This window comes from Acinetobacter sp. 22512, assembly GCF_052044755.1.
Taxonomy (GTDB): Bacteria; Pseudomonadota; Gammaproteobacteria; order Pseudomonadales; family Moraxellaceae; genus Acinetobacter; species Acinetobacter pittii.
In genome coordinates, this window is sequence record NZ_JBQENP010000012.1 from 62,762 (window position 1) to 77,784 (window position 15,023).

Below are 15,023 nucleotides of genomic sequence, written 5' to 3' on the forward strand. Positions count from 1 at the left end.
GCTATCAACTCTTTTTACACAATGTATAGTAAAAAACCCCATCATCAAGATAGGGCTCTTTAGAATAATTTTCAATCAGTTGTAGACTAAAAATTAAGCCACTTGGCCTTCTAAAAAGTCTTGCGCAAAACGCTGTAATACACCGCCCGCTTCATATACAGAAACTTCTTCTTCTGTATCTAAACGGCAAGTCACAGGCACTTCAAGAATCTCTTCTTTACCATCCGCTGTGGCACGTTCAATCACTAAAGTTAAAGTCGAACGCGGCGCAATATTACCAATCACACTATAAAGCTCTGTACCATCTAGTTTTAACGTCTTGCGGTTTACGCCCGGTTTAAACTCAAGTGGTAACACGCCCATACCCACCAAGTTAGTACGGTGAATACGCTCAAAACCTTCAGCCACAATCGCTTCAACACCTGCAAGGCGTACACCTTTTGCAGCCCAGTCACGGCTTGAACCCTGACCGTAGTCAGCACCCGCAATAATAATTAACGGCTGCTTACGGTTCATGTAGGTTTCAATCGCTTCCCACATACGCATCACTTCGCCTTCTGGCTCTACACGCGCTTTTGAACCTTGCTTAATGGTACCGTCTGATCGAACCACCATTTCGTTATAGAGTTTCGGGTTGGCAAATGTTGCACGTTGTGCAGTCAAGTGGTCACCACGGTGCGTTGCGTATGAGTTGAAGTCTTCTTCTGGTACGCCCATTTTATGAAGGTATTCACCCGCAGCCGAGTCCATCAAAATCGCGTTTGAAGGCGACAAGTGGTCGGTAGTGATGTTGTCACCCAAAATCGCAAGCGGACGCATATTCGCCAAAGTACGTGGTGCAGCCAACGCCCCTTCCCAATATGGTGGACGGCGGATGTAAGTACTTTGCGGACGCCAGTCGTAAAGTGGGCTTTTCGCTTGCTCAACTTCACCTAAGTCAAACATTGGAATGTAGACTTTACGGAACTGTTCAGGCTTCACGGCTTCTTTAACTAAGGCATCAATTTCAGCATCAGACGGCCAGATGTCTTTGAGGTAAATCGGGTTACCTTCTTTGTCATGACCTAACGCATCTTTTTCGATGTCAAAACGAATCGTACCTGCAATTGCATATGCCACAACAAGCGGTGGAGATGCCAAGAATGCTTGTTTTGCATAAGGATGGATACGGCCATCGAAGTTACGGTTACCAGAGAGTACTGCTGTTGCGTACAAGTCACGGTCAATAATTTCTTGTTGAATGACTGGATCTAACGCACCCGACATACCATTACAAGTCGTACAAGCGTAAGCCACAATACCAAAACCAAGTTGTTCTAAGTCTTTTAGAACACCCGCTTCTTCAAGGTAAAGTGCAGCCGCTTTTGAACCCGGTGCAAATGATGATTTCACCCAAGGTTTACGAACTAAACCAAGTTCATTTGCCTTACGTGCCAACAAACCTGCCGCCACAGTGTTACGTGGGTTAGAAGTATTGGTACACGAAGTAATTGCGGCAATAATGATTGCGCCATCTGGCATTAAGCCATCAGAACGGTTTTCAACAACACCTGCAATGCCTTTTTCTTTTAGGTCCGCAGTTGAAACACGTGCATGTGGGTTTGATGGGCCAGCAATATTACGTGTGACTGTCGATAGGTCAAAACGAAGTACACGTGGGTACTCTGCTTTGGTCATGTCAGCTGCCCATAGGCCGATTTCTTTTGCGTACTGTTCAACCAATGCCACTTGAGCATCTTCACGGCCTGTGAGGCGTAAGTAGTCGATTGTGTTTTGGTCGATGTAGAACATCGCAGCCGTAGCGCCATATTCTGGAGTCATGTTCGAAATGGTTGCACGGTCGCCCACAGACATACTGTCAGCGCCTTCACCAAAGAACTCAAGGTAAGCACCAACCACGCGCTCTTTACGCAAGAACTCAGTCAGAGCAAGTACGATATCTGTTGCTGTAATGCCTGCCTGACGCTGACCTACAAACTCAACACCAATAATGTCTGGCAGACGCATCCAAGATGCACGGCCCAACATTACATTTTCAGCTTCTAAACCACCCACACCCACAGAAATTACGCCCAAAGCGTCTGTATGTGGTGTATGTGAGTCTGTACCGACGCAAGTGTCTGGGAATGCTACGCCATCACGCGCCTGAATCACCGGAGACATTTTCTCTAGGTTAATCTGGTGCATAATGCCGTTCCCCGCAGGGATTACATCGACATTTTTAAATGCTGTTTTAGTCCACTCAATAAAGTGGAAACGGTCTTCGTTACGACGGTCTTCAACAGCACGGTTTTTTGCAAAAGCGTCTGGGTCAGCACCACCGTATTCCACTGCTAAAGAGTGGTCGACAATCAGTTGTGTTGGCACAACTGGGTTAACTTTAGATGGGTCACCGCCTTTGTCTGCAATTGCATCACGTAAGCCTGCAAGGTCAACCAATGCAGTTTGACCCAAAATGTCATGACACACCACGCGCGCAGGGTACCAAGGAAAGTCCAAGTCCTGACGGCGTTCAATCAACTGCGTTAAATAGGCAGTTAAGTTCTCGGCATCGGCACGGCGTACCAATTGCTCTGCAAGTACTTTAGATGTGTAAGGCAGTTTTTCGTATGCGCCTGGCTGAATATCTTCAACGGCTTGACGCACGTCGTAATATTCAAGCTGGGTTCCTGCCAGCGGTTTACGGTATTTTGTGTTCATTAACCACGCTCCGCCAATGGTTTAAATTCGAGGTTTTCAGGGCCTGTGTAGTTCGCGCTTGGACGAATGATTTTGCCGTCTTGACGTTGTTCAATCACGTGCGCTGACCAGCCTGCTGTACGTGCAATTACGAATAACGGTGTAAACATTGCAGTTGGAACACCCATTAAGTGATAGCTCACCGCACTGAACCAGTCGAGGTTCGGGAACATGTTTTTCACTTCTTTCATCACTGCTTCTAAACGCTCAGCGATGAGGTACATTTTGGTGTTCTCTTGTGCTTCTGCTAAGTCGTGCGCAACTTTCTTGATCACTTCGTTACGTGGGTCAGAAACTGTATATACAGGGTGACCAAAACCGATCACAACTTCTTTATTTTCAACACGTTTACGGATGTCAGCTTCTGCTTCGTCTGCGTTGTCGTAACGCTGTTGAATCACGAATGCAACTTCGTTTGCACCACCGTGCTTAGGTCCGCGAAGTGCACCAATACCGCCTGTAATTGCTGAGTACATGTCTGAACCTGTACCTGCAACTACACGTGACGTAAATGTCGATGCGTTAAACTCGTGCTCAGCATACAAAATAAGCGATGTATGCATTGCTTGAATCCATTCTTCAGATGGTTTTTCGCCATGAAGTAAATGTAAGAAATGCGCTGCAATTGAGTCGTCATCTGTTTCAACTTCAATACGACGACCGTTGTTGCTGAAGTGATACCAATAAAGCAGCATTGAACCTAAGCTTGCCATTAATTTGTCAGCAATGTCTTTTGCGCCCGCTTCGTTATGGTCTTCATGTTCTGGCGTTAAGCAACCTAGAACTGAAACACCTGTACGCATCACATCCATTGGGTGTGCAGACGGTGGTAATTGCTCAAGTGCAGTTTTAAGTGCTGCAGGTAAGCCACGAAGTGCTTTTAATTTTGCTTTATACGCTTTGAGTTCAGCTTTGTTTGGTAATTTGCCATGTACGAGCAAGTGAGCAACTTCTTCAAACTGGCTACCTGCTGCAAGGTCAAGAATGTCATAGCCACGATAGTGCAAGTCGTTACCGCTACGTCCTACGGTACACAGTGCTGTGTTGCCTGCAACTTGTCCGCTAAGTGCAACTGATTTTTTTGGTTTGAAGCCTGTTGTTGTTTCATTTGAGCTCATAGAATCATCCTTTATATCAACCAGAATTTGTTGTTTGTTCAATTTTTACTTGGGTAAAAACGCGACAGCTTCTTGCCGAGTTCTCATCCAATTTTTGGATTAACCTGCCGTTCGCCTTACTTTTCACGGATGAAAAGTAAGCAAAAATCCTTGTTGGTCTGACGATATATCCCTATATCGCAGTCCAACGTAGCGGCATCCATGCCGCCCTCACGATAGCCAAGACCATCGCTTCCCCTTCTTTTAAAAGAGGGCTTGTTTATTTCTTTTTAGCAAATGCGTTGTCTAAGTAGTCTTCAAACGCGTAGTAGTTAATGCGTTCATATAGCTCTTTACGCGTTTGCATAATATCAACCACGTTCTTTTGCGTGCCTTCTTTACGCAAGGTTTCATACACAGTTTCGGCTGCTTTGTTCATAGCACGGAAAGCAGAAAGCGGATAAAGCGCAAGGCTTACATCGGCAGATGCTAACTCTTCAGTAGTAAACAGTGGTGTAGAACCAAACTCGGTAATGTTTGCCAAAATTGGTGCGCCAGTCTTCTGAGCAAATTGCTTGTACATATCAAGCTCGGTAATTGCTTCAGGGAACAACATGTCTGCACCCGCTTCAATGTAGGCACCCGCACGGTCAATGGCAGCTTGTAAGCCATCTACAGCCAATGCATCGGTACGCGCCATAATCACGAAGCTGTCATCACCACGCGCATCGACCGCTGCTTTAATACGGTCAACCATTTCTTCTTGAGTCACAATGGCTTTGTTCGGACGGTGACCACAACGTTTTGCGCCCACTTGGTCTTCAATATGCATTGCCGCAGCACCAAACTTGATCAGTGCTTTTGTAGTTCGAGCAATGTTAAATGCAGAAGCACCAAAGCCTGTGTCAGCATCGACTAATAATGGAAGATCACATACATCGGTAATACGGCGTACGTCTGTCAACACATCATCAAGGTTACTGATTCCCAAATCAGGTAAGCCTAAAGAACCAGCGGCTACACCACCACCTGATAAGTAAATCGCTCTATAACCTGCACGTTTTGCCAAAAGTGCATGATTGGCATTGATGGTTCCAACCACTTGTAATGGCTTTTCTTGGGCTACTGCATCGCGAAATAGCTGACCTGCGGATTGTTTAGCCATTGTTATGTTCTCCTTGTGCTTGTAGCAGTGTTTGCTCAATAATTTTGTAAGAAGCATTGATATGTCGATGCATGAGCAGCTCGGCAAGTTCACCATCGCCTTCTGCAATTGCATCTAAAATACGGATATGTTCGTCCCAAGCTTTGCTCGGTCGATCGGGTGTGTTTGAAAACTGAATTCGGTACATACGGATGAGGTGATAAAGCTCATCACATAGCATTTTTTCTAGGGTTTTATTGCCACTACTTTTGATAATGCAGTAGTGAAAATCGTCCTGCCCTTCTTGCAAGTAATATCCCTTACCTGCTTTAAAGTTTTCATCTTCAGCATGCATACGCAAAACATCACGTAGCGCCAAGATTTGCTTTTTATCAATATGCTGTGCCGCAAGTTTGCAAGCCAAACCTTCTAATGACGCACGAATCTGGTAAAGCTCTTTAAACTGTTGCAGTGAAAGCGAAACCACGCGCGCGCCCACATGTGCAGTGCGCTCAACCAAACGTTGACCTTCGAGGCGATGAATCGCTTCACGCAAAGGCCCACGGCTAATACCATAAGTCCGCGCCAGTTCAGGCTCAGAAATTTTGCTACCTGCCGGAATTTGACCCAAAACAATCGCCGTCTGTATTTGTTTAAATACATTCTCGGTCAGTGTTCTTCCCTGACTTTGTAGTGGCTCTGGTGCGAAGGTCAAATCTTGCATATTGTCGACAATTTTTAATCAATTATGAGTTTTATAGCGGTATGAATGAAAAAAATCAAGGTGATTGTTGACACTTCACAGAACGCATCAGGTCAATTTTTATAGCCTCACCGCTTATATCACCTTATATTTAAAGCATTAAACCACTTGCCAATTAGTATTTATAAAACAGTTATTTAATATTATTTTACCTATAGATTTATGGCACTTTTTTAGCTACTTTTCGACCTCTAATCTTTTGTTTCAAACTTTAGTCTACAACCAATGTATTACAGCAAGATTGTAGACAATCTGCTTGAATGAAAGCATGAGTTAGAAATTAGTTTCTATTTACCGTAATTTCTTTTAAATCTTTTTATCATTTTCATCCAGAAAATATCGATATTAGTGAAATTATCAGGTGCTTCACGGTAGCTTTATTGATACATTATTGAGCATCGACATAGTTGTAGCGTATTTTTCGAGACAGAAAAAACCCAGCACTATGCATATTGTTGAATGAAAGGACTTTTTTGATGTTTCAACATATCCCCCCATACGCAGGCGATCCAATTCTCTCTTTAATGGAACAGTTCAATGCTGATACTCGTTCTGAAAAAGTAAACTTGAGTATTGGTCTTTATTATAACGAAGACAGCATTGTTCCTCAGTTAGAGACCATTATTGAAGCGCAAAAGCGTATCGAGCCTAAAAACGGTAAAACCAAACTTTATTTGCCAATGGAAGGCTTCAAACCTTACCGTGAAGCAATTCAAGCACTTTTATTCGGTGCAAACAGCCCAGCAGTTAAAGCTGGCCGTGCTGTAACCATCCAAACACTTGGTGGTTCAGGTGCATTGAAAGTTGGTGCGGATTTCTTAAAAACTTATTTCCCAAATTCAGACGTTTGGGTAAGCCAACCAACTTGGGACAACCACGTTGCGATTTTCAATGGCGCTGGTATCAAAACTCATTTCTACCCATATTTCGATGCAGAAACGCGCGGTGTAGATTTTGACGGTATGTTGTCTACACTTAAAACTTTGCCTGAGCAAAGCATTGTGTTATTGCACCCATGCTGCCACAACCCAACTGGTGCTGACTTAAACCCAGCGCAATGGGACCAAGTGATTGCAGTATTAAAAGACCGTAACCTTATTCCATTCCTAGACATCGCTTACCAAGGTTTTGGTGACGGTATGGAAGAAGATGCGTATGCAATCCGTGCTTTAGACCAAGCAGGTCTAAACTTCATTGTGAGCAACTCGTTCTCTAAAATCTTCTCTTTATATGGCGAGCGCGTTGGCGGCTTAACTTTCGTATGTGACGATGCAGAAGCTGCTCAGTGCACATTCGGTCAGTTGAAAGCGACTGTACGCCGTATTTACTCTAGCCCTCCTACAACAGGTGCTTGGTTAGTTGACGAAGTGTTAAATGACGCTGCACTTAACCAACAATGGCAAGGCGAAGTGAAAGAGATGCGTGAGCGTATTATTAAAATGCGTAGCATCTTGAAAGATGAACTTACTAAAGCATTACCAGACCGTGACTTTAGCTACCTTGTAAACCAAAAAGGTATGTTCAGCTACACAGGTTTAACTGCTGAGCAAGTGGATATCTTGCGTGAAGAATATGCAATCTACTTAGTACGTAGTGGCCGTATTTGTGTAGCAGGTTTAAACATGAACAATGTTTACACTGTTGCTAAAGCAGTTGCAGAAGTGCTTGCTAAATCAGTAGAAGCAGCATAAATCATCTATTAAAAAAGGCGCTTCGGCGCCTTTTTTATGTCTCGATATTAAGATTTAGCTTTGCCCCAATATTTCAGTTTTGAGGTATGACCAATCCCTACATTAAAACTATTGGTTGGGTCGAGTTTTTGATAGAAATTGGCTAAAGCAGGTTTAGCAATGTAGAGATGCCCGACATTATGCTCTGCCGGATATTCAGCACGGCGCGCATCAAGTAATTTCCACATTTGATGTTCCATTTCTAATGGGTCATGACCCTTTTTAAGAATATAGTCCTGATGGAACACATGACAAAAGAAATGTCCATAATAGAGTTTATGGAGGATTTTATTTTCCATCTCGGCCGGCAGTTGCTCTACCCACTCACGGTCATTACGACGTAAAGCAATATCAAGCGCCACAATATCTTCAACTTCACTACGGTGCGTATCGCGATAACGAATTGCAGCTCCTGCAATCGCAAAACGGTGTAAGAAGGCCTTTCGCCCTTCTTCTTCGCTGCATACGAAATAACCGCCTGACTGGTGCACTGCAAAATATTCTTTTAAAAACTGCTCAGTCTGTGCTTTTGAATTATTTTCGACACGTAAAACTAAATGGTGCTCATAACGGTCTCGATACTCGGTCATACGCTTAGGCAAATGACTTGGTAAAAAGAAGGTAATCGCCTGTAAAATCTGGTCTGTTAAACCTTTAATTTTAAATTTTTCTAAAAAGCCATCGACTTTATCTTTCATCGCAAAGGCTTTTGGAACATTGGCTGTGCCAAACTTTTCAATAAATAAAAACGTGTCTTTTCCATACTTTTCACCAATCAAGTAAGCATCTCGATGAATATATTCGCCTGCAATTGGCAAGCTTGGCAGTGAGGTCAGTAAGTAACGACGAATCGCTGTTAAGTCATCGGCATCATTAGTACCAATATAAAAAACATTGCTCTCTACTTTTTCATAAGTATCAAGACGTACCGCAAACACACAGACTTTACCTGCCGAACCCGAAGCCTCAAACAAACGTGACGGGTCTGCATTAAAACGTGCAGGTGTATCTTCATCAACTTGCGTTACATCATGCGCATAGCGATGGTCGGACGCCTGCTTTTCGCCATCATCTAAAATATCTAAGGCTTGGTATTGCTGTTTCTCTAAACGAGTCAAAATTTCTTCAGGAGTCGAGCCTAAATTCACACCTAAATGGTTCACCAGTTCTAATTGACCAGCAGCATTCACCTGAGCATATAACGCCAGTTCAGTATACGCAGGACCACGGCGTACCAAGGCACCACCAGAGTTATTACACACCCCACCAAGTACCGATGCACCTATACAAGATGAACCAATTACTGAATGTGGCTCACGGTCATAGCCTTTTAAAATTTGCTCTAAATTATCTAAGGTCGCACCCGGCAAACAAATCACTTGCTTACCGTCATGAATGACCTGAATGCCCTTTAATCGGCGCGTACTCATCACCAAAACAGGACGGTCATAATCATCGCCATATGGGGTTGAACCACCAGTGAGTCCTGTATTGGCCGCCTGCATAATCACAATACAGTCTGCCTCAATTGCAGCCTGCAACACTTGCCATTGCTCTAGCAAGGTCCCCGGCACCACCACAGCAAGCACTTTCCCCTCACCAAAACGACGACCTTGGCGGTACTGACGCGTACTTTGATCATCGGTCAAAACATAAGAACGCCCTACAATATTCTGTAAACGTTCGATCACTGCTTGAGGAGAAAATGTTTGCATGATGGTTTCCTTTTGGTCATCCATTTATCAAATTAGACCAACACGACGGGATCTTACCGTTTGTAATTTATAATTTAATTAGCTCATTCCCTAATGTGAATCAGCCCTGTATTTACTATCGTGGTTGGCGGCATGGATGCCGCCGTTTCGATGCGGTAGCAAGGACGTACCGTCATCGAAACTAAAGTTTTTGGTTACTTTTTTAAAAAAGTAACGTCAATTAGCTACTTACATTGAACTTTTTCCGATAAGACTCCGTCGTGCCAATATCATCAAAGTTAATACGGAAATGTTAGAACTTCATCGCCTGTACTAAACAATCCGCATTAATATCCGAAATCGACTTAGCACCCGTTAAGGTCATCGCAACACGTATTTCTTTATCGATCAAATCAAGTAAGTTCGAGACCCCTTGTCCACCTGCTGCTGCCAAGGCATAAACAAACGCACGGCCAAGTAAAACCGTATCTGCACCGAGTGCCAACATACGCACCACATCCAGGCCATTACGAATGCCTGAGTCAGCCAAAATCGCTAAATCACCTTTAACGGCATCGGCAATTGCAGGCAATGCACGAGCAGACGACATCACACCATCTAACTGACGACCACCGTGATTTGATACCACAATCCCATCTGCACCAAAACGCACGGCATCTTTGGCATCTTCAGGGTCTAAAATACCCTTAATCACCATTGGCCCATCCCAAAATTCACGAATCCACTCAAGGTCTTTCCATGAAATGGATGGGTCGAAGTTCGAGCCTAACCAGCCAATATAGTCTTCAAGCCCAGTCGGTTTACCTAAATATTTAGAGATATTACCCAAGTCATGCGGACGCCCCATTAAGCCGACATTCCACGACCAATGTGGATGGAACATAGACTGCATATAACGGCGCATCGCAGCATTTGGTCCACTCATCCCCGAATGGGCATCACGGTAACGTGCACCTGGCACAGGCATATCTACAGTAAACACAAGTGTTGAACAGCCAGCTGCTTTTGCTCGTTCCAAAGCATTACGCATAAAACCACGGTCACGTAATACATAAAGCTGGAACCACATTGGGCGGTTAATCGCAGGTGCAACTTCTTCAATCGGACATACCGAAACCGTTGAAAGCGTAAATGGAATACCTTTTTTATCGGCTGCCATCGCGGCCTGCACTTCACCACGGCGTGCATACATACCTGTTAAACCCACAGGAGCTAATGCAACCGGCATAGACAAAGTTTCGTTAAACAGTTTTGTCTCTAAACTTAACGCTGACATGTCGTTGAGCACACGTTGACGCAATGCAATTTCTGACAAATCTTGTACGTTACGCTTTAAGGTATATTCCGAATACGCTCCACCATCAATGTAGTGAAATAAAAATGGAGGTAAGCGACGTTGTGCCGCAGCACGATAATCATTGCCAGAAGAAATAATCATTTTGAATCAACTCTATTTAAACGATTTGCACGTTTCTGGCGAGCTTCATCTTCATCCAGAGAACGCACATGATTAATCACAAATTCAATATGACCGCAGACAGCTTGGCGTGCGGCTTCGGGATCTTTACGATCAATAGCATCCATCACCTGAAAATGCTGCTCGCTGAGCAAGTCACCATTGACCGGATCGTTATAAACTTTCTTACGTCCTAACAAGACGTTGTATTGCAGCAAATCAAACAGGCTACGCATCATTTGAATCAGCACCACATTATGAGATGCTTCAGCAATCGCTAAGTGGAATTCAGCATCGGCCACCGCAGCCTGTGCTGAGTCACCCGCATTTTGATGGCGACTAATTTCATTAAAATAATGATGGATTTTGGCGCGATCTTCAGGCGTTGAGCGTAATGCGGCATACCAAGCTGTGCCACCCTCAAGCAATAACCGCGCCTCTTGCACATCAAAACGGTACAGCGGATCTTCTTCAATCAGGTTACTAATCGGGTTCACAATCAGTTGCTGTGGCCACTGTTCAGGTAACTGCTGAATATAAGTCCCATCGCCACGGCGGCTACTGAGCACCCCTTGACTATTGAGCTGTTGAATTGCTTCACGCAAAGACGGACGAGAAACTCCTAAACTAGTTGCAAGCTGGCGTTCGGCAGGCAAACGGTCACCTTTTTTCATGTGACGCTCTTCAATTAATGCCTGCAATTTCATGACCACTTGATCGGAGATTCTCATCGCGTTTCCTTCACTGGAGTTATGGAATCATCCACGGAACCAGATAAGCCTGAACCGTAATAATGATGCCAACAAAGACAGTGAATATGATGCTATGTTTTACCGTGAAACGGAACAAGTCAGATTCTTTTCCAACTAAGCCTACTGCTGCACACGCAATCGCAATTGACTGTGGAGAAATCATCTTACCTGTCACACCACCACTGGTATTAGCAGCTACCAATAACACTTCCGGAATACCAATTTGCTGAGCCGTAGTCGCCTGTAGAGCCGAGAACAAAGCGTTTGAAGAGGTATCTGAACCCGTAAGGAATACACCAAGCCAGCCCAAAAATGGTGAGAAGAAAGTAAACGCATGACCCGTATGCGATAGAGCCAAAGCCAAAGTTGCAGATAAACCTGAATAGTTCGCAATAAAAGCAAAAGCCAACACCATACCAATTGAATAAATCGGTGTTTTTAACTCATTGAGTGTTTCACCAAAGGTTGTAACTGCCTCACTTGCTTTCATTTTCAAGAAAATAGCAGTGATGATTGCGGCAATAAAAATTGCAGTACCTGTTGCAGAGAACCAGTCAAACTTATAAATCGCTTCGTATGGCTTCATCTCTGCCACAATTGGCGGCATTTTTTCGACCAATTTATGCAAATACGGCACTTCAAGTTTAAAAATCCAGTGCTCAAGAGCGCCATCTTTTGCAAATAATGCTTTAAATGGCTTAATACTCCAGATGGTGACCATCACCGTTAAGATGGCAAATGGAGACCATGCCTTCACAATTTTGCCAATGCTATAACGTTGAACCGTAGTAGGTTGTTGAGTTAAAGTTTGACCCGCCTCAGGTTCAAAACGGAAAATATGTTTGGGTTTCCAAACACGGAACAGTAAAGTTAAGCTCACCAATGATGCAATTGCTGCAGTAATGTCTGGTAACTCTGGACCAATGAAGTTAGATGTAAGATATTGGGCAATCGCAAAAGCACCACCACCGACTAACACCGCAGGCCAAGTTTCTTTAACACCACGCCAGCCATCCATAATCGCCATGATCCAGAACAGCACAATAATGACTAAAAATGGCAACTGACGACCCACCATCTGGCTAATTTCCATGGTGTCTACACCAGAAACCTGCCCCGCTACAATAATTGGAATACCCATTGCACCGAATGCCACTGGCGCCGTATTTACAATTAAACATAAACCAGCAGCATAAAGTGGTTTAAACCCTAAACCGACAAGGAGTGCAGCGGTAATTGCTACAGGAGCACCAAAACCCGCCGCCCCTTCAAGGAAAGTACCAAATGCAAAACCAACTAATAGCATTTGCAAACGTTGGTCTTCGGTAATTGACAAAATGCTTGACCGAATAATCTCAAACTGGCCTGTTTTTACCGAAATTTTGTATAGAAAAACTGCCCCGATAATGATCCATGAAATTGGCCATAGACCGTAGAAGAAACCGTAAATGATTGACGCAAAGGCCATTTGGCCCGGCATTTGATAGAAAAAGAGCGCAATCAATAATGCAATAATGACTGTGCCCGTACCCGCGATACTGCCTTTTAAACGAAAAACTGCTAATGCTAAAAAGAAGAAAATAATCGGGATTAATGCAACCGCACTGGACAGCCAAATATTATTTAAAGGGTCATAAAGTTGTTGCCACATATTGAGCATTGTCATCTCCTTGAAATGCCGGGGCGAATTTTTGTACCTTAAATTCTTAAACATTCAACACAATTGGTATGACCAATTAAAAATTAAGTGCAAATGTTGTTCCTTAAACCACAGGAGACATCATAAATGCAGATATCAGCAAGATCAATCATTAAATAGTCACCATAATTGGTAAGACCAATGGTACTAAGTAAAATCAAGCTCTTTCTAATTTAGAAATTTTCTTATTAGACTAAAGTCTTAAAAATACTTTCTTATAAACTTAAATATGACTTACAGAAATGAAGTGAAAAATTTGAATATAAAAACTATAAACATACCTATTTGATGATCTATGTATAATGTGCACACAACTCAAACCACTTGTATTGAATTGAATAATGACTACTTTAACGTGTTTTAAAGCTTATGATATCCGAGGTAAACTCGGCACCGAATTGAATGAAGAAATCGCCTATAAAATTGGCCGCGCATATGGACAAATCTATAAACCAAAGACCGTGGTTGTAGGTTGTGATGTTCGTCTAAGCAGTGAATCTTTAAAACAAGCGACCATCCGCGGTTTAAATGATGCGGGTGTGAATGTGCTTGATTTAGGCATGACAGGAACTGAAGAAGTCTATTTCGCCGCTTTCCATTTAGATGTACAAGGTGGTATTGAAGTAACTGCGAGTCATAACCCAATGGACTATAACGGTATGAAATTGGTTCGAGAAAATGCTCGTCCAATTAGTGCTGATACCGGTTTAAAAGAAATTCAGGCTTTAGCAGAAACCAATAACTTTGAAGAAGTTAGTCAAAAAGGTACAACGCAAAGTTATAACATTTTACCTGAGTTCGTTGATCACTTAATCACCTACATTGAACCTGCAAAAATCCGCCCCCTTAAATTGGTGGTAAACGCAGGTAATGGGGCTGCGGGTCATGTCATTGATGCCATTGAAGAAAAATTTAAAACGCTTAACGTACCTATTGAATTTATTAAAATTCACCATGAAGCAGATGGTACTTTCCCAAATGGGATTCCCAACCCAATTTTAATTGAAAACCGTGACAGTACCCGTAATGCTGTAATTGAGCATAAAGCAGATATGGGAATTGCCTGGGACGGCGACTTTGACCGCTGCTTCTTATTTGATGAAAAAGGTCAGTTCATTGAAGGCTACTATATTGTTGGTCTATTGGCTCAAGCTTTCTTGATTAAGCAATCAGGCGAGAAAATTGTGCATGACCCGCGTTTAGTGTGGAACACATTTGATATCGTAGATGAATACAAAGGTGTCGCTGTACAGTCAAAATCTGGTCATGCGTTCATTAAAGATGTGATGCGTGAACACAATGCGGTATATGGCGGCGAAATGAGTGCCCATCACTATTTCCGTGACTTTGCTTACTGCGACAGCGGTATGATTCCTTGGTTACTCACTATTGCCCTACTTTCTGAAACAGGACAATCACTTTCAACCTTAGTTGAAAACATGATTACCAAGTTCCCTTGCAGTGGTGAAATCAACTTTAAAGTAGCTGATACACAGATCACTATTCAAAAGATTTTTGATTTTTATGCCGATCAAAATCCACAAATTGACCGTACCGATGGTGTAAGCCTCGACTTTGGCGCATGGCGTTTTAACGTCCGTGCTTCAAATACTGAACCGTTATTACGTCTCAATATTGAAAGTCGTGCAGACCGTCAAGCTCAGCCAATGCAGCGTTATGTAGATGAGTTGACTAGGTTGATTCAGTCTTAGTTTAAGTCATACAAATAGAATAGGAGGACACTATAGTCCTCCTATTTTTTATCACTTCTAAAACATCCCATAAGTAAGATTAGTGCCATCCAATACATCATGATTCAGGTGCTTATACTATTTTTGAGCAATCACAATACAGCCACAAAAAAGGCTTCTCGTCATATTATGAGAAGCCTTTTTAAATAGGTTAAAATATTGATATATCATTTATCA

The 15,023-nt window shown here is 43.0% G+C and carries 10 protein-coding genes and 1 pseudogene; 3 read left to right on the plus strand and 8 right to left on the minus strand.

The genetic code is table 11. The features are described 5' to 3' along the window. Positions 1-93: 93 nt before the first annotated feature. From acnD to ACTJJG_RS13445, 4 genes are all read right to left on the minus strand, one after another. A complete protein-coding gene (gene acnD, locus ACTJJG_RS13430) occupies positions 94-2,700 on the minus strand; it encodes a Fe/S-dependent 2-methylisocitrate dehydratase AcnD (RefSeq protein ID WP_032070577.1) in 2,607 nt (868 codons plus the stop codon). Continuing rightward, positions 2,700-3,857, minus strand: coding sequence for a bifunctional 2-methylcitrate synthase/citrate synthase (prpC, locus tag ACTJJG_RS13435; RefSeq protein WP_004795430.1), 1,158 nt, complete (start codon positions 3,855-3,857; stop codon positions 2,700-2,702). The genes acnD and prpC overlap by 1 nt, the downstream gene beginning before the upstream one ends. A gap of 259 nt (positions 3,858-4,116) precedes the next feature. Continuing rightward, positions 4,117-5,001 carry a methylisocitrate lyase gene (gene prpB, locus ACTJJG_RS13440; protein WP_002120750.1) on the minus strand — a complete coding sequence of 295 codons (885 nt, stop codon included), beginning with the start codon at positions 4,999-5,001 and terminating at the stop codon, positions 4,117-4,119. Next, positions 4,994-5,704 (minus strand): GntR family transcriptional regulator, encoded by a 711-nt coding sequence (locus ACTJJG_RS13445; protein ID WP_001153627.1) that lies wholly within the window; start codon positions 5,702-5,704, stop codon positions 4,994-4,996. Before ACTJJG_RS13445 ends, prpB begins: the two co-directional genes overlap by 8 nt. Before the next feature lie 45 nt (positions 5,705-5,749). Here ACTJJG_RS13445 and ACTJJG_RS13450 point away from each other — a divergent pair. Together ACTJJG_RS13450 and ACTJJG_RS13455 are read left to right on the plus strand one after the other, a co-directional pair. Next, a pseudogene (locus ACTJJG_RS13450) lies at positions 5,750-5,884 on the plus strand (hypothetical protein). 335 nt (positions 5,885-6,219) lie between these two features. Beyond that, a complete protein-coding gene (locus ACTJJG_RS13455) occupies positions 6,220-7,434 on the plus strand; it encodes an amino acid aminotransferase (protein ID WP_002120735.1) in 1,215 nt (404 codons plus the stop codon). A gap of 47 nt (positions 7,435-7,481) precedes the next feature. Here ACTJJG_RS13455 and dld read toward each other — a convergent pair whose 3' ends face one another. From dld to lldP, 4 genes are all read right to left on the minus strand, one after another. Beyond that, positions 7,482-9,188, minus strand: coding sequence for a D-lactate dehydrogenase (dld, locus tag ACTJJG_RS13460; RefSeq protein ID WP_032070576.1), 1,707 nt, complete (start codon positions 9,186-9,188; stop codon positions 7,482-7,484). Between the two features lie 292 nt (positions 9,189-9,480). Next, positions 9,481-10,626 carry an FMN-dependent L-lactate dehydrogenase LldD gene (gene lldD / locus ACTJJG_RS13465; protein WP_045126663.1) on the minus strand — a complete coding sequence of 382 codons (1,146 nt, stop codon included), beginning with the start codon at positions 10,624-10,626 and terminating at the stop codon, positions 9,481-9,483. Then, on the minus strand, positions 10,623-11,375 hold the full coding sequence (gene lldR, locus ACTJJG_RS13470; protein WP_002120807.1) for a transcriptional regulator LldR: 753 nt from the start codon (positions 11,373-11,375) through the stop codon (positions 10,623-10,625). The genes lldD and lldR overlap by 4 nt, the downstream gene beginning before the upstream one ends. A 19-nt stretch (positions 11,376-11,394) precedes the next feature. Further along, on the minus strand, positions 11,395-13,062 hold the full coding sequence (lldP, locus tag ACTJJG_RS13475) for an L-lactate permease (RefSeq protein ID WP_170815249.1): 1,668 nt from the start codon (positions 13,060-13,062) through the stop codon (positions 11,395-11,397). 374 nt (positions 13,063-13,436) lie between these two features. Here lldP and ACTJJG_RS13480 point away from each other — a divergent pair, with 374 nt between their 5' ends. Beyond that, the gene (locus tag ACTJJG_RS13480) at positions 13,437-14,807 is read left to right on the plus strand and encodes a phosphomannomutase/phosphoglucomutase (RefSeq protein ID WP_005804802.1); all 1,371 of its coding nucleotides are present in this window, start codon (positions 13,437-13,439) and stop codon (positions 14,805-14,807) included. The last annotated feature ends 216 nt before the right edge of the window (positions 14,808-15,023 follow it).